This is a genomic window from Vibrio antiquarius, assembly GCF_000024825.1.
Classification (GTDB): Bacteria; Pseudomonadota; Gammaproteobacteria; order Enterobacterales; family Vibrionaceae; genus Vibrio; species Vibrio diabolicus.
The window spans coordinates 702,252-722,627 of the sequence record NC_013456.1 but is presented as its reverse complement, the minus strand read 5'-3'; the positions used below and the strand labels follow the sequence as shown (position 1 = coordinate 722,627).

The window sequence follows — 20,376 nt, the reverse complement described above, 5'->3', positions numbered from 1 at the left end:
TAGCTAAAATAACACAGGATGGTTCCCCATCCTGTGTGCTTAATCTTGATGTCACTCAGTGTCACACTCAGCGACGCTTAGTGTGCTCGCCTTATTTTTGGGCAGCCAAACGCTGACGAACCGCTTCAAACAAACAGATACCAGAAGCCACTGATACGTTCAAGCTTGATACACTGCCCGCCATAGGGATCTTAATTAAATCATCGCAGGTTTCGCGAGTAAGACGACGCATACCATCACCTTCAGCACCCATCACGATAGCAAGAGGACCAGTGAGCTTAGCTTGATAAATGTCGTGCGTAGCTTCACCAGCCGTACCCACAAACCAAATCCCTTTTTCCTGTAGCGTACGCATTGTACGTGCAAGGTTGGTTACACGAATCAAAGGCACAACCTCTGCAGCGCCACATGCTACTTTACTTACCGTTGCATTCATTGGTGCAGAACGATCTTTCGGTACGATGATCGCCGCAGCGCCTGCCGCATCTGCGTTACGCAAACACGCACCAAGGTTGTGCGGGTCCGTCACACCATCCAGCACTAACAGTAGCGGTGATTCATGCTGAGCTAAGATGTCATCAATGTCGTTCTCGTTCAGCTGTTTTGCTGGTTTTACGCGAGCAATGATGCCTTGGTGATTTGCACCACGCGCTTTATCATCCAGAGTTTTACGCGTCATTTGTTGAATAGAGACACCACAAACCTGAAGATCATTTAGGATTGGCATTAGGCGATCATCTTGACGACCTTTTAAAACGTATGCCTCGATAAAACGCTCTGGTTCGCGCTCCAATACCGCTTTCACTGCGTGAATGCCGTAGATAAATTCGTTACTCATTGTTTAACCTGTTGTTCGGGTCGTATTGCCTGCGCCAGCCGAGTTTGAACTGAGCTGGCGCTTCAGCCTACTACGCCTCTTTTTTAGTGCGCTTGGTTTTCTTCGGCTTACTGTGTGGCTTTTTTTTACGTGCTTTTTTCACTTTAGGCTTCTTTTTGCCTTCGGCGTCATCACGTTTGGGGCCATTGCGCTTACTCACTGCGCCCGTTTCTTCTGGACGCTTAGTTGGCTCTATCGCAGGAACTGCGCGAGGCGCGCCACCTTCTTTCGATGAAGAGCGAGTCGCAGCACGTTTTTTATCTTTCGCTTTGCGTTTTGCTTCCGCTGCGCGTTTCTTCGCAGTCTTACCTTCACCGCGTAGCTTACGACTTGTTTCGACCAATTCAAAGTCAATTTGCTTATCATCGAGGTTAACAGCCAGTACTTTTACTTTTACTGCATCACCTAAGCGATAGATGTTACCGAAACTTTCACCAATAAGTCGTTGACCAATCGGGTCAAATTGATAGTAGTCGTTCGCAAGGGTAGAAATATGCACCAAACCATCGATGTGCAAATCCGTTAAACGTACAAAGAAGCCAAAGCTAGTGACATTAGCAATCACGCCGTCTAGCTCATCACCGACGTGGTCCTGCATGTATTCACACTTCAGCCAATCCGCAACATCACGTGTTGCATCGTCCGCACGGCGCTCTGTCATCGAACATTGTTCACCGTAAAAGTCCATATCATCGAACGAGTAATGGTAGCCACCCGTTGGTGTCCAGCGATCTTGATTACGACCTTCTTCTTTAGCAATCAGATACTTGATTGCACGGTGAAGTAACAGGTCAGGGTAACGACGAATTGGCGACGTAAAGTGCGCATAGCGTTTCAGTGCCAATCCAAAGTGCCCCGCGTTATCTGCGTTGTATACCGCTTGCTTCATTGAGCGTAGCAGCATGGTCTGAATCAACTCTTGATCTTGACGCCCAGAGATTTGACGTGCGAGATCAGCATAGTCCGTTGGTGAAGGCTCTAAACCACCTTTTAGCTCAAGACCAAGTTCACTTAAGAAGTCTCGGAAACCTTGCAGGCGTAATTCACCTGGAGATTCGTGGATACGATAGAGCGCAGGCTCTTTCGCTTTTTCTACCAGCGATGCCGAAGCAATGTTGGCTAGAATCATACATTCTTCGATGATCTTGTGCGCGTCATTACGAATCACTGGTTCAATGCTTTCGATTTTACGTTCCGCATTGAAGATAAACTTGGTTTCAACGGTTTCAAATTCGATTGCACCGCGTTGATCTCGTGCTTCTTTCAGCACTTTGTACATCTTGTGCAGCTCTTCTAGATGAGAAACAAGCGGCTGGTAGCGCTCACGTAGTTCTTCATCCCCTTCTAGAATCGCGCTCACTTTGCTATATGTGAGACGAGCGTGCGAGTTCATCACGGCTTCGTAGTGCTTGTAGCCCGATAGTTTACCCGTCTCTGAGATAGTCATTTCGCACACCATACACAAGCGATCAACTTGTGGGTTAAGTGAACACAAACCATTTGATAGCACTTCCGGTAGCATTGGCACTACTTGCGATGGGAAGTACACCGAGTTACCACGGTTGATGGCTTCTTTATCCAGCGCAGAGTCAGGGCGAACGTAGTAACTGACGTCAGCAATCGCTACCCATAAACGCCAACCACCTTCTTTGTTCTTCTCACAGTAAACAGCATCATCAAAGTCTCGCGCGTCTTCGCCGTCAATGGTCACAAGTGGTAACTCACGTAGATCCACACGACCAACTTTGGCTTCTTCTGGTACTTCTTCGCCTAAGTTTTCGATTTGTTTATCGACGGCCTCTGGCCACTCGTGAGGAATTTGGTGTGTACGAATCGCAATTTGCGTTTCCATACCTGGTGCCATATTTTCACCAAGTACTTCAACCACTTTACCCATCATGCCACGTGAGCGTGAGCCACGATCAGTAATTTCAATCACGACCACGTTACCCATGCGTGCACCCGCTTTGTGCTCATTTGGGATCAAAATATCTTGGCTGATACGCGAGTCATCAGGGACAACATAGGAATAACCATATTCGAGGAAGAAACGACCGACGATTTGATCATTACGCTCCTCTAACACTCGAACCAAGCGCCCTTCACGACGACCGCGCTTGCTGTTGTCTGTAGGTTGCACTAAAACAAAGTCACCGTGGATGATGTTCTTCATTTGATGGTGCGGTAACAGAATATCATCATCCTTGCCGACGCTGCCTTCTGGACGCACCCAACCGTGGCCATCACGATGACCAATCACGTAACCTTTCACCATTTCAAGTTTTTCAGGCAATGCGTAGCACTGACGGCGGGTAAACACCAGTTGACCATCTCGCTCCATCGCACGTAGCCGACGACGCAACCCTTCGTATTGCTCTTCGCCCTCAAGCTTTAGTGCCTCATACAAGTCGTTGCGATTCATTGGAACGCCCGCTTGCTCTAGAAACTCGATGATAAACTCTCGGCTTGGAATTGGATTTTCGTAATTTTTGGACTCACGATCTGCAAAAGGATCGTTTGGAATATTGTCTGACATAGGCACGCCTATCTAGCAAGGAAGGTATATGGCTAGTATATCTGAGTCTCTCGATAAGCTACAGAATTGCTTTGAAAAAAGAATGATCGAGATCGACTCTAGACGTGCAAATGAGTTAAGGACGAGCCAGTAAGATCAACAACTCAGAATTGTCGCTCAGCAAGGATTCGATCGTGCAATCATCCAGCTCCGCCAAAAAGGCACTTTTTGCTTTTGCCAATTTATCTTTGAGGCGACAGGCAGGGGTAATATGGCAAAAATCTACGCCGCAATTGACCAAATCTAACGGCTCTAAATCTCGCACGACACCACCTACTGTGATTTCAGAAGCAGGTTTCATCAGCCGAATACCACCGTTTTTTCCACGCACGGTGTGGACATAGCCTAGTTGCCCTAAACGGTTGATAACTTTGACCATATGGTTACGTGACACACCAAATAAATCCGTCACTTCAGTGATATTAGTTAACTCATCTTCCGGCAACGAAGCCAAGAAAATTAAGGTTCTCAACGCATAATCAGTAAAGCTCGTTAACTGCATATTCTCTCCCAAAGTGCGATTCAATAACTCGCTGGTGACACTAAAACGCCAAACTTGAGCTATCGATAAAAGTGTAAATCTTTTCTTGATCGAAAGATACATTTGAGATACAACTTTAAACATGCATTATAAATACAACTTAAAGTAGGAAGCCCATATGCTCAGCAATCAAACCATCGAGATCGTCAAAGCGACCGCACCACTTATCGCCGAAACGGGACCAAAACTGACCGCGCACTTTTACGAACGTATGTTTACTCATAACCCAGAGTTGAAAGATATTTTTAATATGAGTAACCAGCGTAACGGCGATCAGCGTGAAGCGCTATTCAACGCCATCTGCGCCTATGCTGCCAATATTGAAAATTTGCCAGCTCTACTTGGCGCAGTAGAAAAAATTGCGCATAAACACACGAGCTTTTTGATCACAGAAGATCAGTACCAAATCGTTGGTAAACATCTACTTGCGACGATTGATGAGTTATTTAATCCAGGTCAAGAAGTGTTGGATGCTTGGGCTGAGGCTTACGGCGTACTTGCGAATGTATTTATTCAGCGCGAAGAACAAATTTACCAACAAAATGAAGCTTTGGAAGGCGGCTGGCGCGGTCTACGCGAATTTGAATTAGTCGATAAACAAATCGAGAGCGAACACATTTGCAGCTTTGTGTTTAAACCAACCGATGGCCAAAAAGTGGCACCGTATAAACCGGGACAATATCTTGGCATCTATATCAACAGTGACCAGTTAGAAAACCAAGAAATTCGCCAATATAGCCTATCTTCTGCGGTCCAAGAGAACACTTACCGTATCTCGGTAAAACGTGAAGAAGGCGGAAAAGTATCGAACTTCCTGCACGATAGCCTGAACATTGGCGAAAAAGTGCAGCTTGCCGCCCCTGCCGGTGATTTCTTTATGGATGCCGAACCACAAACACCCGTTGTTCTAATTTCTGCAGGTGTAGGACTTACGCCAACGCTGTCCATGCTAGAAAGTCTCTCAGCACATCAAGCACCTGTAACTTGGGTTCATGCAACAGAAAATGGTCAACAGCATGCTTTCAAGCAACACGTGAACCAACTAGTCGCGGCGAAAGAAAACATGAACGCGCTCGTTTGGTATAACCACCCAACGGCAGAAGACAAGCTAGGTGAAGACTTCCACTTCAAGGGTTTTGTCAATCTGTATGAAATTGAAGCCGCATTAAAGCAAGATAACGTGCAGGTGTACTTCTGTGGTCCTGTAGGATTTATGCAGCACGTAGCGAAACAGCTATTAGAACTTGGCGTACCAGAAGAGCAATTCCATTACGAATGCTTCGGTCCACACAAAGTGGTTTAAGCGCTATCAGCTATCGGGAAAACAACAAAGCCCACGTGACGTGGGCTTTGTTGTATGAAGTTGTTTGCAATATTGAAGCGCTACCAAAAGGTGTCTCGCCTTTTAGCTCGAGCAATAACGTTTTGTGGCATGCGCTGCTCGAGGCCATTTCTCAATACAGTGATGCGCTTATGCTGCCGCTTATCTGCTGTGACAGAGTTATATAGCCAACGATACGCATCTTCGTAATCAAGTGGGCTGCCGTAATCACGCAGGAGTAATTCGGCTAAATGAATACGCGCATTTAGGTTTCCCATTGAGGCGGCTTCTCGCAAGTAAGGAATCGCTCGCTCTTTATCTTGCTGCACTAAAGTGCCACGCGAATAGTATCGACCAATCTGCTCTAGCGCGGCAGGTAATCCTTGATGTGCTGCATTTTCGATGTAGTAAAGACCCAGTTCGACATCTTGCTCAACACACACCCCCCAAGCCAACATATCTCCGTATAGAAATTCATAAGCGGGTAAGTTAATTCGAGTCGCACGAGCAACGATATCCTCCACCAGCTGGCAGTTATCAGCGCGCACACGTTGTAAGTGCTTATTTTGCTCAATAAGCTTTATCAGCTCTGCTTCGGTGTAGATAGGAACTGGCGCCCCCACATCAGCAACATTGGCTTTCGCTGTGGTAGCTACCAAGGTCAATAACAGTGAAGCAGCCACTGTTCGTAACTTCATAAACGTACTCTTTAAGGTATCTAAGAAACCAAAGATCGATGAAGGATCTCCTCTGCTTGATAACCTTATCGGCAAAAACCAGCTAAGCTTTAGACAATTTTTGCCTCTGACTTAGACTCAGCGGCAAAAATTTGCCATATGAGAATCACTGCCGTTTTTTGTTCAGATACAAAAAAGCCGACCAGAAGGTCGGCTTTTGCAATCTTTAACGACTATCAATTAAGCTTCGAATGGATGAACCTTGATGATAGTTTCGTTGCGGTCAGGACCTGTTGAAATGATATCTACAGGCACACCTGTTAGCTCTTCAATACGCTTGATGTAGTTAAGAGCCGCTTGTGGTAGATCTTCTAGCGCTTTAGCACCGAATGTGTTCTCAGACCAACCAGGCATTGTTTCGTAGATTGGCGTTGCTTTTTCGAATGCTTCAGCAGCCATCGGAGAAACTTCTAGCACAGAGCCATCTTCCATCTTGTAACCAGTACAGATTTTTAGCTCTTCTAGACCATCTAGTACGTCTAGTTTAGTTAGACAGAAACCAGATACAGAGTTGATTTGGATCGCACGACGCATAGCAACAGCATCGAACCAACCTGTACGACGTAGACGACCAGTTGTCGCACCGAACTCGTGGCCAACTTCACCTAAGTGCTTACCAATTGGATCTTGCTTATCTAGACCATCGTATAGTTCTGTCGGGAATGGACCTGCACCAACGCGAGTACAGTACGCTTTCGCGATACCCAAGATGTAACCGATGTGACGAGGACCAAAACCTGAACCTGCAGCAACACCACCAGCAGTCGTGTTAGAAGACGTTACGTATGGGTAAGTACCGTGGTCGATATCAAGTAGCGTACCTTGTGCACCTTCGAACATGATCTTATCGCCGCGCTTACGTGCTGCGTCTAGTTCATCAGTTACGTCGATAACCATTGAAGTAAGTAGCTCTGCGTAGCCTTTTGCTTCTTCAAGCACAGCTTCATAGCTTACTGGTTCAGCTTTGTAGAAGTTAACTAGTTGGAAGTTATGGAACTCCATGACTTCTTTTAGCTTCTCAGCGAACGATTCCATATCGAATAGGTCGCCAACGCGTAGACCGCGACGAGCAACTTTATCTTCGTATGCTGGACCGATACCACGACCTGTTGTACCGATAGCTTTTTTACCGCGAGCGATTTCGCGAGCTTGGTCCATTGCAACGTGGTAAGGAAGAATTAGCGGACATGCTTCAGAAATGAAAAGACGCTCGCGTACTGGAATACCGCGCTCTTCAAGAGGTTTCATTTCTTTAAGTAGAGCTTCAGGTGATAGTACAACACCGTTACCGATAACACATTTTACGTTATCGCGAAGGATACCTGATGGAATTAAGTGAAGAACGGTTTTTTCACCGTCAATTACGAGAGTATGACCTGCGTTGTGACCGCCTTGGTAGCGTACCACGTATTTTGCATCTTCAGTTAAAAGGTCTACGATTTTACCTTTACCTTCGTCACCCCATTGGGTGCCTAGAACGACTACGTTATTTCCCATCTTTCCAAGTCTGATTGCTAGTTAAAAATGGATTCTAGCACCGAATCACGCTTCTTGCAGTCATTTTTTGTTCACAGAGTTGCTACCAGAATGTCATCTTGCTGCTTTGCTCATTTTGAAATCAGCATATCACTGATAGTATTTAGTTTTCTTTATTCGACTGGAAAGCGGTATGTCTGAATCCATATGGTTGGCGATTGGGCTCGTCTTGATCGTTGAAGGCATTGGACCACTCATTGCTCCAAACGGTTGGCGGAATATGGTGGCTCAATTAAGTGAACAGCCCAACAATCAGCTACGACGCATCGGTGGCTGCCTAGTAGTTGCTGGAGCCGTAATCGCCATAATGATGAGCTAGCACTTAGCATCAGATACAAAAAGGCTCCCTAAGGAGCCTTTTGTTTCATTTGACGCTGAGATTATTTCTCCATGCCGCCCTTCGACTGGTTCATGTATTGGAAGAACTCACTCTTCGGATCAAGTACCAGGATATCGCTCTTAGAGCTGAAGGACTTCTCATACGCACGTAGCGAACGTAGGAAGCTAAAGAATTCAGGGTCTTTGTTGTATGCTTCAGCATAAATCTTCGCTGCTTCTGCATCCGCTTCACCTCGTGTTACACGAGCAGTCTTATCAGCTTCAGCTAGAATGGTTGCCACTTCTAGCTCAGCTTGAGCACGAATAACTTCCGCTTTCTCACGACCTTGAGAACGGTGCTTACGAGCTACAGACTCACGCTCTGCACGCATACGACGGTAGATAGACTCACTGATTTCATCAGGCAGGTTGATTTTCTTCATGCGGAAATCAACAACACGAACACCCAAGTCTTTCATCGCGCTTTCACGCGTGTCTTTCAACACTTCAGACATAATTAGGTCACGTTCACCATCAATCTCAAGCGCTTCACGTGCCGCTTCAGTTGCGACAACATCTGCACTTGCATCTTCTGGTAGTACATCATCGTTACGTGGACCAGATACAATCTGTTTGATTTCACGAGCACCGATTTCAGAACGAAGCACATCCGTTACTTTACGCTCAAGTAGTGCCTCCGCCGTTAGCGAATTACCACCGCCTGTCGCTAGGTAGTAACGACCAAAGTCTTCAATACGCCACTTCACGTAGGTATCAATAATAACGTCTTTTTTCTCAGACGTTACGAAACGGTCTGCACGGCCATCCATCGTTTGGATACGTGCATCAAGTTGTTTCACACGGTCAAACAGAGGCATCTTGAAATGCAAACCAGGCTCGTAAATTCGAGTGATGTCGTTGTTGTCTTTAAGAACACGACCAAATCGAACCACGATACCGCGCTCACCTTCAGGAATCACAAACAGAGACATCAACATTAATGCCAGTGCGATTACCAATACAGGGATCATTAACTTACGCATTCTTAGTATCTCCCTTGACGTGAACCTGTTGAACGAGACTGCGTGTTCGAAGTGTCTTCTTGTGTACGCTCAGACTCCAGTTGAATTTGATCGTAGGTTGAAGATGACTTCGATTTACGTTTTGTGTCTGCCTGACCTTCTTGGCCCGCCAACTTATCGATTGGAAGGTACAGAAGATTGCCGCTTGATTCAGAGTCAATCAACACTTTCGAAGTGCTTGAGTACACTTCTTCCATTGCGTCAATGTACAGACGGTCACGCGTTACACCTGGTGCCGCTTGGTATTCTGGTAGTAGTTTTTCGAACTGTGCTACCTGACCAAGAGCCTCGTTAGTGACACGCTCATTGTAACCTTGTGCTTCTTTCTTCAAACGTTCAGCACGACCCGTTGCCTTCGGCAAAATTTCGTTCTTGTATGCTTCAGCTTCACGGATGAAACGCTCTTCATCCTCACGAGCTGCGATTGCATCATCAAACGCATCTTTCACTTGCTCTGGTGGACGCGCAGACTGGAAGTTTACGTCAACAAGTACCAGACCCATATCATAGCTATCAATGATTTGGTTCAGTGTTTCTTGCGTAGTTTGACGAATTTGCTGACGACCACTGGTTAGAATGCTATCCATCAATGAATCACCAATTACTGCACGTAGTGCAGAATCCGTTGCTTGACGCAAGCTATCGTCCGCATTGGTTACACGGTACAAGTATTTGTACGGGTCAGTCACTCGGTACTGAACATCCATCGCGACTGTTACGACGTTTTCATCTTTAGTCAGCATTAGACCAGATGCACGTAGTGAACGAATCGCTTGTACGTTTACCGCTTCGTATTCATCAATAAAACGAGGGCGCCAGTTAAGGCCTGGGTCTACGATACGATCGTATTTACCTAAACGCAGCACAACACCACGCTCTGCTTCACCGATGGTGTAAAAACCAGCGAAGAACCAAACTGCAACAGCAATAAGAGCAATCACGCCAAAGCCAATTGCACTACCACCACCACCGCCGATTGGAGAACCACCGCCGCCTTTTTTACCAAACTTGCCACCCAGTTTTTGACTCAGTTTATTGAACACTTCATCTAAATCTGGCGGACCTTGATCTCGGCCACCAGGACGCTGGCCACCACGATTATTATTACCCCAAGGGTCATTATCGCGGCCATTGTTGCCGTTGTTATTTCCAGGCTCATTCCACGCCATTAGAAAGCTCCATCATTTGATATGACGTTATACTGTAGCAGTCCTTTAAGTGACTATAAAGCCAGTCAAAACTGCCCCTTCTCTTTTTTCAAGTCTAGACCAATCTACTTGCTGCATTCGAATATCGATCAACAAGTTACCATCCTGGTCATATTCCTCACGTTGAATACACTTCATTTGGAAGAAGGTACTACGGAATCGTCCTTGATACTGTGGAGGAATTCGCAACTGATGCTCGACCATTTGTGACGCCAGACGTTCCGTCAGTGCCTCAAACAGGACATCAATGCCCAACCCATCCATTGCTGAAACCCAAACTGCGCGAGGTACGCCTTCCTCGTCTCGTTCTATACGTGGTTTCTGCGAATCTAGATTGTCGATTTTGTTCATGACAACCAGAGTCGGCACTTCATGTGCGTCGATCTCTTCTAGTACTTCATGAACAGCTTGAATATTCTCACGAAAACGCTCATCACTGGCATCAACAACATGTAACAAAATGTCAGCTTCTTGCGTTTCCTGCAAGGTTGCCTTGAAGGCCGCAACCAAGTCGTGAGGCAAATGTCGAATAAAACCAACCGTGTCAGCCAAAATGGCAGGCCCAACATCTGCTAACTCTATCTTACGTAAAGTCGGGTCCAAAGTAGCAAATAGTTGATCAGCGGCATACACGCCAGCTTCTGTAATACGGTTGAAGAGTGTCGACTTACCCGCGTTGGTGTAACCCACGAGTGAAACCGTTGGGATTTCAGCTCGATTTCGGGCGCGGCGCCCTTGTTCACGCTGCTTCGCTACTTTGTCTAAGCGTCGCAGGATGGCTTTGATTCTGTCACGCAATAAGCGACGGTCGGTTTCCAGCTGGGTTTCACCCGGGCCACGTAAACCGATACCCCCTTTCTGCCTTTCAAGGTGCGTCCAACCACGAATCAAACGAGTAGAGATATGACGAAGTTGAGCCAGCTCTACCTGTAGCTTACCTTCGTGTGTTCGAGCTCGTTGAGCAAAGATATCGAGAATAAGACCAGTGCGGTCGAGAACTCGACATTGGCACAGTGCTTCGAGGTTACGTTCTTGGGCAGGAGAGAGGGCGTGATTAAAAATCACAATTTCGGCACCTGTCGACTGTACCGCAGTAGCAATCTCTTGGGCCTTACCCTCTCCGACATAGTATTTCGGGTGTGGGGATTGACGACTACCAGTTACCACTTGTAGCGCCTCTACCCCAGCAGAAGAAACCAGCATTTCGAACTCAGCCAGATCTTCCCATTCACCTTCTTGCGTGAAGTTGATATGAACAAGTACGGCTCGCTCACCGGATTCATAACGGTCAAACAAGCAATCAACTCCTTATTTTAAAAATACTCGATGAAGAATTAATCTTCTGATTTCTCTTGTGGACGCTCACCTTGTGGACGTTCACCGCTGTGATGGCTCACTGGACGAGCCGGCACAACTGTTGAGATCGCGTGCTTGTACACCATTTGGTTAACAGTATTCTTCAGCAGGATCACAAATTGATCGAACGATTCGATCTGACCTTGTAGTTTAATACCATTCACAAGGTAGATAGATACCGGGATACGCTCACGACGTAGCGCGTTTAGAAATGGGTCTTGTAGAGATTGCCCCTTAGCCATTTTATTTTCCTTATTTAATTTGTAGTTGTAATTATTTAGCTAGTGGTGCAATGCAAAAGATACTGCTTTTGCATCTGAGCTAAACGAATCAAAAATGCACTCTAAGTAATTAGCAGCATAGTATAAAAACCGCCAACAACAGATCCTTTGAGAGTGCGTTCACGCAAAAACGATCACATTATACACAGCTATGTCAATCAGATGCTATTGCTTCCGACATCGTTTCTAATGCCTGTTCAATGTTCTCGCTATCCAACCAAGTTAAGTCATCCCAGCTGCGTAACCAGGTGATTTGACGCTTGGCCAATTGACGAGTCGCGCATACGCCACGAAATACTGCTTCGTCACGTGTACACTCCCCATCTAAATACTCCCACATCTGTCGGTAACCGACGCATCGTATGGAAGGAAGATCGGGGTGAAGATCTTTTCGCGAATGTAGCGCTTTCATTTCTTCTTCAAAGCCCGCTTCCATCATCTTTTCGAAACGAAGTTCAATTCGACGGTGAAGTTCTGCCCTATCCTTGGGAGCTATTGCAAACTGCTTGACTCGGTATGGCAGGCTTTCACCTTTCGTTTGAGTCAATTCAGTCAAAGTTTTACCTGAAATACGAAAAACTTCCAATGCCCGAGATAAACGTTGGGGATCATTGGGATGGATTCTCGCTGCTGACACAGGATCAACCTCTTTGAGTTCATCGTGCAACACTGACCAACCTTTAGTCAATGCTTCTTGTTCAATTTGCTGACGAATTTCAGGATTTGCAGCAGGAAGTGGAGATAAACCTTCAAGTAGCGCCTTATAATACAGCATTGTCCCACCCACTAAGAGTGGAATTTTTCCTTCTGCAACAATATCATCCATCGCTTTCAATGCATCACGACGAAAGTCGGCTACAGAGTAAGATTCGCTCGGATCCAAAATATCAATCAAGCGATGAGGCGCTAAACTTAACTCTTTTTCATCCGGTTTCGCCGTACCGATATCCATCCCTTTATAGATCAAAGCAGAATCAACACTGATGATCTCAACCGGGAACTTTTGACGAAGACGAATCGCCAACTCAGTTTTGCCTGATGCAGTTGGCCCCATTAAAAATAGCGCCAAAGGTAGTTTATCTGTCATGGTTTTAATTTGGCTATCGTGGCAGAGAAATCAACAGCGGATACAAATTTTGTATCTTCTAATGGCAATTGACCATCTCTTAGCTGTTCAAGTTCCGCAATAATTTGAATTGCTTCAGAAAAAGTATAATGACTCTTCACTGTCGTGACCTGCAGTGCGAGCCAATCTATCAACTCAGACAGCATCTGAGCCTTTGCTATACCTTCCTTCACACAAGATTGCGCGTAAGATAACAGATCTGGTACTAGATTTTGTAAGTTTTGTTGACGTAGCGGCGCGGGAACGCCCATCACCATTAAGGCTTGCTCATTTCTCGCTTTCAATTGAATGCCAAGTAACGCCAAATCTTGTTGATAATCTTGAGCCAGCTTCACTAACTCGGCCTCTAACTTAATAGATAGAGGAACGAGTAGAGGCTGTGCTTTAAGCGCGCCATCGCTTGGAGTGAGCTGCCCTTTTACACGATAAAATTCCGCTCTAGGTAACGAGACTAACGCCGCCCCACTGTCACTGCTCATCAGAACAAATTGCTCATCGACCATCACTAGCGCTTTGCCTAGTGCATTAATCGATGGAAGTGATGCATGCGCAGTTGCCTTTTGGGGCTCTATCGGCGTTACGGGTTGAGACTCAAACTCTGGCGTTTTCAACAACTCGTGATAAGCGCGCACTTCTTGCTTGCTTGGTGCTGGCTCAACATGGCGCTCTTTACTGTGATTCGGCTTTGGTGCGGATTTGGATTCCACCCAATCATTACGTTTGAATGACTCCACTACGCGAGCTTCTCGCACGGAAGTATCCCTAGGACTGCGATCGCGAGGTTTGACTTCATAATCACTGCGTCCAGGATAAGCCGGTGTACTCTCTATCGCTTGATAAACCCGTTCTGGTACTGGTGAAGATGCTGGCTCTTGTACTTTTTCAGGCTCTGGCGAATGCTCAACCTCTTCGGACTCAGTCGGTTCGACACGATGAAATGCGGATTCATTAACCTGTGGTTTATCAATCACGGCGCTTTGCGCAAGTGCATCCGCCAAAGCTTGATAGATGAAATCATGCACTAAGCGAGCTTGGTGAAAGCGCACTTCATGCTTAGCAGGGTGGACATTCACATCCACTTGGTGCGGGTCTAACTCAATAAAGAGCACATAGGCAGCGAACTGATCTGGCTTTAAGCTCATTTCATAGCTTTGACGAATCGCGTGATTGATTAATTTGTCACGCATCATTCGGCCATTCACATAGCAATATTGTAAATCGCTTTGCTGCCTTGCTCCCTCTGGTGTGGTAATCCACCCATGTAGCTTTAACCCTTGATGCTCAAGCTCGATTCTGAGCATATGCCGCACAAACGCATTACCGCAGACAGCTGCAATACGTTTTTCGGTTTGAAGCTGATTTTTCGCCGCACGATATTGACGAATGATCTTGCCGTTATGGCGCACATTGATGGTGACATCAAAGCGGCTTAACGCAATGCGTTTCAATAACTCATCAATATGAGCAAATTCAGTTTTCTCGGTACGCAGAAATTTGCGACGCGCTGGAGTATTAAAAAATAAGTCCAACACCTCAACAGTTGTGCCAATCGGGTGCGCTGCTGGCTTAAGCTTCACCTGCATATCACGCCCTTCGGAGTAGGCACTCCAGGCTTCTTCTTGTACCGCAGGACGCGATGTGAGCGTCAAACGCGAGACTGAGCTAATACTGGCTAACGCTTCACCGCGAAAACCTAGACTCATGATGGCTTCAAGATCATCCAAAGTATGTATCTTAGATGTAGCATGACGACTGAGCGCTAAGCCGAGTTCATCTTTCGCGATACCTTTGCCGTTATCACGAACACGAATCAGCTTTGCGCCTCCTTTCTCGATATCGATATCGATTCGAGTTGCGCCAGAATCAAGACTATTTTCAACCAGTTCTTTAATTACAGAGGCGGGTCTTTCGACCACTTCCCCTGCTGCAATTTGGTTTGCAAGTCTAGCTGGCAAAATTTTAATCGTCATAATGAGTTAAAAGCTCACCTATTTGTTTGGAATGATAAGGACTTGCCCAACCGCCAGCTGATCGGAGCGTAAGTTGTTCGCTTTACGAATGCTCGAAACGCTGACTCCGTATTTGGACGCTATTTTACCAAGGTATTCACCTCGAGAAACTTTGTGCTTACGGATCGGCTTGTCTTTGACAGCAACGGTTATCTTCAACTTTTGTCCTACCCACAAGGTATCTGACTTCAAGTTGTTCTCACGGCGGATATCTGAAACCTTCACTTTATAGTGACTCGCAATCTTACCTAAGAACTCACCTGACTTAACCTTATGAATGATGGTTTCTGTCTCAACAGTAATCGGTTTACTTGGTACTTTAATCGTGCCAGCAGAAGGGATTTTGAGCTTCTGACCAATTGCTAATCCAGTCGACTTCAAGTTGTTTGCCGACATCAGCGCTTTAGAGCTAAGCCCATATTTATTCGCAATCACCGATAACGACTCGCCACGTTTTACGGTATGCACTATTGGCTTCGCTGAAGGCGAGAATACCGTACCCTCTGGTGGATTATCTTTTAAGTACTTAACGACCGCCTTGGTAATCGCCTGAGCTAACTTATCTTGGTGCGCTCGTTGAAACAGCAACCGCTCTTCTGTTGGGTTAGAAATAAAGCCCGTTTCCACTAATACAGACGGAATCTGAGGAGAGCGTAAAACAGCAAGGCTAGTATTAATCGGTTTGGTGTTATGCAGGTGCGCAACACGCCCCATCTCACCAAGGATTTCTGTTGCCAGTTTATACCCTTCTTTTTGTGAATGACTAAACTGCAAGTCCAACAAAGTTTGGTTCACGTTACGATCTTTGGTCTTAGTGAAGAACGCATTACCCGAACCACCTAATATTTCAGATTGTTTCTCATGGTTCTCAACCCAGCGAGCAATTTCAGTATTTGCACGACGAGTATTCAGTACGAAAACCGAACCTCCGCGAGGCTTCGGTGAGGTAAACGCATCAGCGTGAATGGAAATCAGTAAGTGCGCATCATTTTCACGGGCAATGGCTACACGACGGTTTAGATTCACAAAGTAATCTCCGGTACGTGTCATACGCGTTTTAATCCCAGGCGTAGCATCGAGCTGAGCAGCAATTTTTCTTGAGATACTCAATACCGCGTCTTTCTCGTACTTACGGCGTGAAGGGCCAATAGAGCCAGGATCTTCACCACCGTGACCAGGGTCGATAACGATCAAGACTTCTTGAGCTCTTTGTACTGAACTCATGTCTTTACTGGTCGCCGCTGGCTTGCTCGGTTTAGAAGCTGAAGTCGATGCTTTCTTACCGTGCGGCAGGTCAATCACCAAACGGTGACCATATTGCCCGCCAGGTGTTGGGCTTAATTTAAACAATTCTGCTTGAACGCTCTTTTTCAGTTCAAACACCAAACGATAGGTGCCCTTCTCTGGCGGAGAGCTTTTTCGAACTAGCTTTAAAACCGGGCTGTCCGTAACAGTAACAGGCAGTTTGGCCTGCATGGTCGTGCTTTTTAAATCCACGACAAGACGATCCGGTCCGGATAAAGAGAAATAGGAATAGTCAGCTTCCGAGCCTAAATCGATGACAACACGCGTTTCATCAGGAGAAGGCCAAACTCGAAAACTCTTAACGACGTTAGCAAATGCTAAATTGGGGATGAGAAGGAGAAAAGTGGCGACAAACGTCGCCACTACTCTAAAATTTGAAAAACTCAACATAGCTCCAATCGACTGAGTAACTGCACACCATAATCATTATTAGCTGTTAGTTCGGCTACACGCTGCTCACCTTGGTAGCGAATGTTCACATCAAGATCCGGTTGTGGCAACAAACCATGCCCTTTTTCAGGCCATTCAACCAAGCAAATTGCATCATCTGTGAAGTAATCTCGAATCCCCATGAACTCAAGCTCTTCAGGATCAGCAAGACGATAAAGATCGAAGTGGTACACTTGCCACTGATCCAACTGATACGGTTCGACTAGAGTATAAGTTGGGCTTTTCACGTTACCTTGATGGCCAAGAGCACGGACAAAACCACGACTAAAGGTTGTTTTACCTGCACCCAAATCACCATGCAGATAAATTGTGGTTTGTTGCGAACAAAGGTGAGCCAGAGCGGTACCTAGTGCAACCGTTTCGTGCTCATCTTTTAAATTGAATTGTTTCGTGCTCATTGATGCTTCTCTAACTAATGATCGTTGACTATATAAAAATCAAAAGAACAGGAATAGTAAACCGTGTTGGTTTTGAGAGACAAGCTTTCAAATGTCATATGTGCGAAAAAAGTATCCAAGGAACGTTATCTTAATCACCTTAGTATCGACCTAGATTTAGAATATATGCAAATGACTTCAATAAGCAGTATTCACAGCATCAAAAACGTCCATAACTGGGTAGCACCAAAGCCAGAGATCCGTTAAGATCCGCCCCCCTTTTATTCCGGTGGTTAGCATGAACTACGAACAACTCGCACAACAAATCAAAATTTGGGGAAAAGAGCTCGGCTTCCAAAAAGTTGGGATCTGCGACGTTGATCTGAGTGAGCATGAAGCCGCACTGCAAAAATGGCTCGATGCAGGCTATCACGGCTCAATGGACTGGATGGCTCGTCACGGTATGATGCGAGCTAGACCCAATGAGCTACTCCCGGGAACCGTTCGTGTGATCAGCGTTCGGATGGACTACCTACCACCAGAAGCACAATTCGCTTCGAACCTAGCGAATAAAAATCATGCCTATATTAGTCGCTATGCATTAGGGCGTGATTATCACAAGCTCGTCAGAAAACAACTGAATAAACTTGGCAAACTTATTGAACAAGAAGTTGGTCAGTATGGTTACCGACCTTTCGTCGACTCCGCACCAATATTGGAGCGACCACTCGCCCAAAAAGCAGGCTTAGGCTGGACAGGGAAACATTCCCTGATTTTAGATCAAGACTGTGGCTCGTGGTTCTTTTTAGGCGAGTTACTTATCGACTTGCCACTTCCCGTTGACGAGCCAAGCGTTGATCAGTGCGGTAAATGCAAAGCATGCATTACCTCATGCCCAACACAAGCCATCGTTGAAGACAAAGTTGTTGATGCTAGACGCTGCATCTCTTACCTCACCATAGAGTTCGATGGCGTGATCCCTGAAGAGTTTCGCAAGCCAATGGGTAACCGCATTTATGGCTGTGATGACTGCCAATTGGTTTGCCCATGGAATCGCTACGCCGACATAACGGAGCAGAGTGATTTCCATCGTCGCGATAGTTTCAAAAACCCGGATCTCGTAGACATGTTTAACTGGGATGAAGCGACTTTTCTAAAAAATATGGAAGGCTCCGCTATTCGTCGCATTGGTCATATACAGTGGCTGCGTAATATTGCTGTCGCACTTGGTAATGCAGAATACAGTCAACGAGTCATTGATGCGTTAGAAAGTCGACAAGGTGAAAATAAATTACTTGATGAACACATCAAATGGGCTTTGGCCGAGCAACTTAATCAACTCCCCATTGAGAATAAAGCATCTACAGAGACGAAAAAGCAGCGCTTAATAAGAATAGTCGAGAAGGGGCTACCAAGAGACGCATAGTGCGTAGTCTATATGCAAGAGATTGAAAGCACTTTTACATGTTCAATTCATGACCTTGTTCTCAATTTTGTAATGTGGAAAAAAATTTGAGATTCAAGAAAAACAAGCTAGCAGAAAAAAGTTAAACACAGCTTGGAGAAATGACTAGGATCAAAAAAATACCAGTTAATGATCGTATTTTAACGTATCCAATCCGAAAAAAAACTTATTTTTCTCTTGTTTAACAAAGACTTAATCAATATTTCGTTATTATTTCGACTTTCCTTCAGCGAAAAGATCTTTCTTCTCCATCGCAAAAAGTCAAGCTAAAAACACTTTATCAACTAACTTATCCACAGAACGACGTATGTGGATAACTCTGTTAATTAAAGTAGATAAAACATGCAGAACCTCATCATGCTTGTACGCCAGCCGATTCATATCGTGTTTTAAACACAAACGAAATCGTCCGACATCATATGATGCGGATAAAATTTAGTTTTTGGGGATTCATGCTTCGCAGCATTATGAAAAGAGCGATGTGATTGGTTGCGAGAAGCAGGAATTGAATCAAGCGGCGCATCCGTCGACGACTTAGGATTGTGCTAATAAATAAGTATTCAATCTATCGTCTTGTATTTGGTTGCGGGGGCCGGATTTGAACCGACGACCTTCGGGTTATGAGCCCGACGAGCTACCAAGCTGCTCCACCCCGCGTCCGAGTGCTTCATCTTTGTTGATGATGAAGGCTTTGCTTTCATTTATAAAAAAGAAACTGGAGCGACACACGAGGTTCGAACTCGTGACCTCAACCTTGGCAAGGTTGCGCTCTACCAACTGAGCTAGTGTCGCTTTTGTCACCGTTAAGCACGATGAAGGCTATATATTGGAGCGACACACGAGGTTCGAACTCGTGACCTCAACCTTGGCAAGGTTGCGCTCTACCAACTGAGCTAGTGTCGCATTTCGTCACCGTTAAGCACGATGAGGGCTATATATTGGAGCGACACACGAGGTTCGAACTCGTGACCTCAACCTTGGCAAGGTTGCGCTCTACCAACTGAGCTAGTGTCGCATATTAACAGCAGTCGCTATTAATGGAATTTGGTTGCGGGGGCCGGATTTGAACCGACGACCTTCGGGTTATGAGCCCGACGAGCTACCAAGCTGCTCCACCCCGCGTCCGTATTGTGTCACCGTTAAGTACCGTGAGAACTATGAAACTGGAGCGACACACGAGGTTCGAACTCGTGACCTCAACCTTGGCAAGGTTGCGCTCTACCAACTGAGCTAGTGTCGCATATTAACAGCAGTCGCTATTAATGGAATTTGGTTGCGGGGGCCGGATTTGAACCGACGACCTTCGGGTTATGAGCCCGACGAGCTACCAAGCTGCTCCACCCCGCGTCCGTATTGTGTCACCGTTAAGTACCGTGAGAACTATGAAACTGGAGCGACACACGAGGTTCGAACTCGTGACCTCAACCTTGGCAAGGTTGCGCTCTACCAACTGAGCTAGTGTCGCATATTAACAGCAGTCGCTATTAATGGAATTTGGTTGCGGGGGCCGGATTTGAACCGACGACCTTCGGGTTATGAGCCCGACGAGCTACCAAGCTGCTCCACCCCGCGTCCGTATTGTGTCACCGTTAAGTACCGTGAGAACTATGAAACTGGAGCGACACACGAGGTTCGAACTCGTGACCTCAACCTTGGCAAGGTTGCGCTCTACCAACTGAGCTAGTGTCGCATATCAACAGCAGTCGCTATTGATAGAATTTGGTTGCGGGGGCCGGATTTGAACCGACGACCTTCGGGTTATGAGCCCGACGAGCTACCAAGCTGCTCCACCCCGCGTCCGTATTGTGTCAC

Annotated in this window: 16 protein-coding genes and 11 tRNA genes; 3 read left to right on the top strand and 24 right to left on the bottom strand. The window is 46.1% G+C overall.

The genetic code is table 11. The annotated features are described in order from the left end of the window. Positions 1 to 91: 91 nt before the first annotated feature. The 3 genes from rlmB to nsrR form a co-directional block, all read right to left on the bottom strand. Entirely contained in the window at positions 92 to 838 is a 747-nt protein-coding gene (rlmB, locus tag VEA_RS03470) for a 23S rRNA (guanosine(2251)-2'-O)-methyltransferase RlmB (protein WP_005395369.1), read from the bottom strand. A 70-nt stretch (positions 839 to 908) separates the two neighbouring features. Beyond that, a complete protein-coding gene (rnr, locus tag VEA_RS03465) occupies positions 909 to 3,413 on the bottom strand; it encodes a ribonuclease R (protein WP_006742987.1) in 2,505 nt (834 codons plus the stop codon). 115 nt (positions 3,414 to 3,528) lie between these two features. After that, positions 3,529 to 3,954 (bottom strand): nitric oxide-sensing transcriptional repressor NsrR, encoded by a 426-nt coding sequence (gene nsrR, locus VEA_RS03460; protein WP_005387939.1) that lies wholly within the window; start codon positions 3,952 to 3,954, stop codon positions 3,529 to 3,531. Between the two features lie 157 nt (positions 3,955 to 4,111). On the opposite strand from nsrR, the gene hmpA reads away from it, so the two are divergent. Next, positions 4,112 to 5,296, top strand: a complete 1,185-nt coding sequence (hmpA, locus tag VEA_RS03455; protein ID WP_006742988.1) for an NO-inducible flavohemoprotein — start codon at positions 4,112 to 4,114, stop codon at positions 5,294 to 5,296. A gap of 80 nt (positions 5,297 to 5,376) precedes the next feature. Here the strand turns inward: hmpA and motX are convergent, their stop codons facing one another. Both motX and VEA_RS03445 read right to left on the bottom strand, forming a co-directional pair. Further along, entirely contained in the window at positions 5,377 to 6,012 is a 636-nt protein-coding gene (gene motX, locus VEA_RS03450) for a flagellar protein MotX (protein ID WP_005387944.1), read from the bottom strand. 219 nt (positions 6,013 to 6,231) lie between these two features. Then, positions 6,232 to 7,548, bottom strand: a complete 1,317-nt coding sequence (locus VEA_RS03445) for an adenylosuccinate synthase (RefSeq protein ID WP_005395372.1) — start codon at positions 7,546 to 7,548, stop codon at positions 6,232 to 6,234. Between the two features lie 172 nt (positions 7,549 to 7,720). Here VEA_RS03445 and VEA_RS03440 point away from each other — a divergent pair, with 172 nt between their 5' ends. Further along, positions 7,721 to 7,906, top strand: a complete 186-nt coding sequence (locus VEA_RS03440) for a DUF2065 domain-containing protein (RefSeq protein WP_005381383.1) — start codon at positions 7,721 to 7,723, stop codon at positions 7,904 to 7,906. A 61-nt stretch (positions 7,907 to 7,967) separates the two neighbouring features. Here the strand turns inward: VEA_RS03440 and hflC are convergent, their stop codons facing one another. The 8 genes from hflC to tsaE all read right to left on the bottom strand — a co-directional run bounded on the left by hflC (position 7,968) and on the right by tsaE (position 17,120). After that, positions 7,968 to 8,948, bottom strand: coding sequence for a protease modulator HflC (hflC, locus tag VEA_RS03435; RefSeq protein WP_005395373.1), 981 nt, complete (start codon positions 8,946 to 8,948; stop codon positions 7,968 to 7,970). A 2-nt stretch (positions 8,949 to 8,950) separates the two neighbouring features. Continuing rightward, a complete protein-coding gene (gene hflK / locus VEA_RS03430) occupies positions 8,951 to 10,156 on the bottom strand; it encodes an FtsH protease activity modulator HflK (protein WP_005395374.1) in 1,206 nt (401 codons plus the stop codon). A 45-nt stretch (positions 10,157 to 10,201) separates the two neighbouring features. Continuing rightward, positions 10,202 to 11,491, bottom strand: coding sequence for a ribosome rescue GTPase HflX (gene hflX / locus VEA_RS03425; RefSeq protein ID WP_005381380.1), 1,290 nt, complete (start codon positions 11,489 to 11,491; stop codon positions 10,202 to 10,204). A 38-nt stretch (positions 11,492 to 11,529) separates the two neighbouring features. Beyond that, positions 11,530 to 11,793: an RNA chaperone Hfq gene (gene hfq, locus VEA_RS03420; RefSeq protein WP_005381379.1), complete on the bottom strand. Its 264-nt coding sequence runs from the start codon at positions 11,791 to 11,793 to the stop codon at positions 11,530 to 11,532. Positions 11,794 to 11,986: 193 nt separating this feature from the next. Continuing rightward, entirely contained in the window at positions 11,987 to 12,919 is a 933-nt protein-coding gene (gene miaA, locus VEA_RS03415) for a tRNA (adenosine(37)-N6)-dimethylallyltransferase MiaA (protein WP_005395375.1), read from the bottom strand. After that, entirely contained in the window at positions 12,916 to 14,928 is a 2,013-nt protein-coding gene (gene mutL / locus VEA_RS03410) for a DNA mismatch repair endonuclease MutL (RefSeq protein WP_012841334.1), read from the bottom strand. The genes miaA and mutL overlap by 4 nt, the downstream gene beginning before the upstream one ends. 18 nt (positions 14,929 to 14,946) lie before the next feature. Beyond that, the gene (locus VEA_RS03405) at positions 14,947 to 16,662 is read right to left on the bottom strand and encodes a LysM peptidoglycan-binding domain-containing protein (RefSeq protein WP_005395379.1); all 1,716 of its coding nucleotides are present in this window, start codon (positions 16,660 to 16,662) and stop codon (positions 14,947 to 14,949) included. Next, positions 16,656 to 17,120, bottom strand: a complete 465-nt coding sequence (gene tsaE / locus VEA_RS03400; RefSeq protein WP_005395381.1) for a tRNA (adenosine(37)-N6)-threonylcarbamoyltransferase complex ATPase subunit type 1 TsaE — start codon at positions 17,118 to 17,120, stop codon at positions 16,656 to 16,658. Before tsaE ends, VEA_RS03405 begins: the two co-directional genes overlap by 7 nt. A 277-nt stretch (positions 17,121 to 17,397) precedes the next feature. Between tsaE and queG the strand changes: the two genes are divergently transcribed. Then, complete coding sequence (gene queG / locus VEA_RS03395; protein WP_005395385.1) at positions 17,398 to 18,525, top strand: tRNA epoxyqueuosine(34) reductase QueG; 1,128 nt, start codon at positions 17,398 to 17,400, stop codon at positions 18,523 to 18,525. Between the two features lie 619 nt (positions 18,526 to 19,144). Here queG and VEA_RS03390 read toward each other — a convergent pair. The 11 genes from VEA_RS03390 to VEA_RS03340 all read right to left on the bottom strand — a co-directional run bounded on the left by VEA_RS03390 (position 19,145) and on the right by VEA_RS03340 (position 20,361). Next, positions 19,145 to 19,221: transfer RNA gene (locus tag VEA_RS03390), tRNA-Met, on the bottom strand. A 59-nt stretch (positions 19,222 to 19,280) separates the two neighbouring features. Continuing rightward, positions 19,281 to 19,356, bottom strand: a tRNA-Gly gene (locus VEA_RS03385). Between the two features lie 35 nt (positions 19,357 to 19,391). Beyond that, positions 19,392 to 19,467: transfer RNA gene (locus VEA_RS03380), tRNA-Gly, on the bottom strand. A gap of 36 nt (positions 19,468 to 19,503) precedes the next feature. Then, positions 19,504 to 19,579: transfer RNA gene (locus tag VEA_RS03375), tRNA-Gly, on the bottom strand. A 30-nt stretch (positions 19,580 to 19,609) separates the two neighbouring features. Then, positions 19,610 to 19,686 (bottom strand) — tRNA-Met (locus VEA_RS03370). Between the two features lie 42 nt (positions 19,687 to 19,728). After that, positions 19,729 to 19,804, bottom strand: a tRNA-Gly gene (locus VEA_RS03365). Positions 19,805 to 19,834: 30 nt separating this feature from the next. After that, positions 19,835 to 19,911: transfer RNA gene (locus tag VEA_RS03360), tRNA-Met, on the bottom strand. A gap of 42 nt (positions 19,912 to 19,953) precedes the next feature. Further along, positions 19,954 to 20,029, bottom strand: a tRNA-Gly gene (locus tag VEA_RS03355). 30 nt (positions 20,030 to 20,059) lie between these two features. Next, a tRNA-Met gene (locus VEA_RS03350) sits at positions 20,060 to 20,136 on the bottom strand. A gap of 42 nt (positions 20,137 to 20,178) precedes the next feature. Then, a tRNA-Gly gene (locus tag VEA_RS03345) sits at positions 20,179 to 20,254 on the bottom strand. A gap of 30 nt (positions 20,255 to 20,284) precedes the next feature. Then, positions 20,285 to 20,361 (bottom strand) — tRNA-Met (locus tag VEA_RS03340). Between the last annotated feature and the right edge of the window lie 15 nt (positions 20,362 to 20,376).

Coding starts and splice junctions, on each gene's coding strand:
- VEA_RS03405 (WP_005395379.1), bottom strand. CDS start 16,662: ATGTTGAGTTTTTCAAATTTTAGAGTAGTGGCGACGTTTGTCGCCACT.
- VEA_RS03445 (WP_005395372.1), bottom strand. CDS start 7,548: ATGGGAAATAACGTAGTCGTTCTAGGCACCCAATGGGGTGACGAAGGT.
- miaA (WP_005395375.1), bottom strand. CDS start 12,919: ATGACAGATAAACTACCTTTGGCGCTATTTTTAATGGGGCCAACTGCA.
- hmpA (WP_006742988.1), top strand. CDS start 4,112: ATGCTCAGCAATCAAACCATCGAGATCGTCAAAGCGACCGCACCACTT.
- hflC (WP_005395373.1), bottom strand. CDS start 8,948: ATGCGTAAGTTAATGATCCCTGTATTGGTAATCGCACTGGCATTAATG.
- tsaE (WP_005395381.1), bottom strand. CDS start 17,120: ATGAGCACGAAACAATTCAATTTAAAAGATGAGCACGAAACGGTTGCA.
- VEA_RS03440 (WP_005381383.1), top strand. CDS start 7,721: ATGTCTGAATCCATATGGTTGGCGATTGGGCTCGTCTTGATCGTTGAA.
- nsrR (WP_005387939.1), bottom strand. CDS start 3,954: ATGCAGTTAACGAGCTTTACTGATTATGCGTTGAGAACCTTAATTTTC.
- hflK (WP_005395374.1), bottom strand. CDS start 10,156: ATGGCGTGGAATGAGCCTGGAAATAACAACGGCAACAATGGCCGCGAT.
- queG (WP_005395385.1), top strand. CDS start 17,398: ATGAACTACGAACAACTCGCACAACAAATCAAAATTTGGGGAAAAGAG.
- motX (WP_005387944.1), bottom strand. CDS start 6,012: ATGAAGTTACGAACAGTGGCTGCTTCACTGTTATTGACCTTGGTAGCT.
- rnr (WP_006742987.1), bottom strand. CDS start 3,413: ATGTCAGACAATATTCCAAACGATCCTTTTGCAGATCGTGAGTCCAAA.
- rlmB (WP_005395369.1), bottom strand. CDS start 838: ATGAGTAACGAATTTATCTACGGCATTCACGCAGTGAAAGCGGTATTG.
- mutL (WP_012841334.1), bottom strand. CDS start 14,928: ATGACGATTAAAATTTTGCCAGCTAGACTTGCAAACCAAATTGCAGCA.
- hfq (WP_005381379.1), bottom strand. CDS start 11,793: ATGGCTAAGGGGCAATCTCTACAAGACCCATTTCTAAACGCGCTACGT.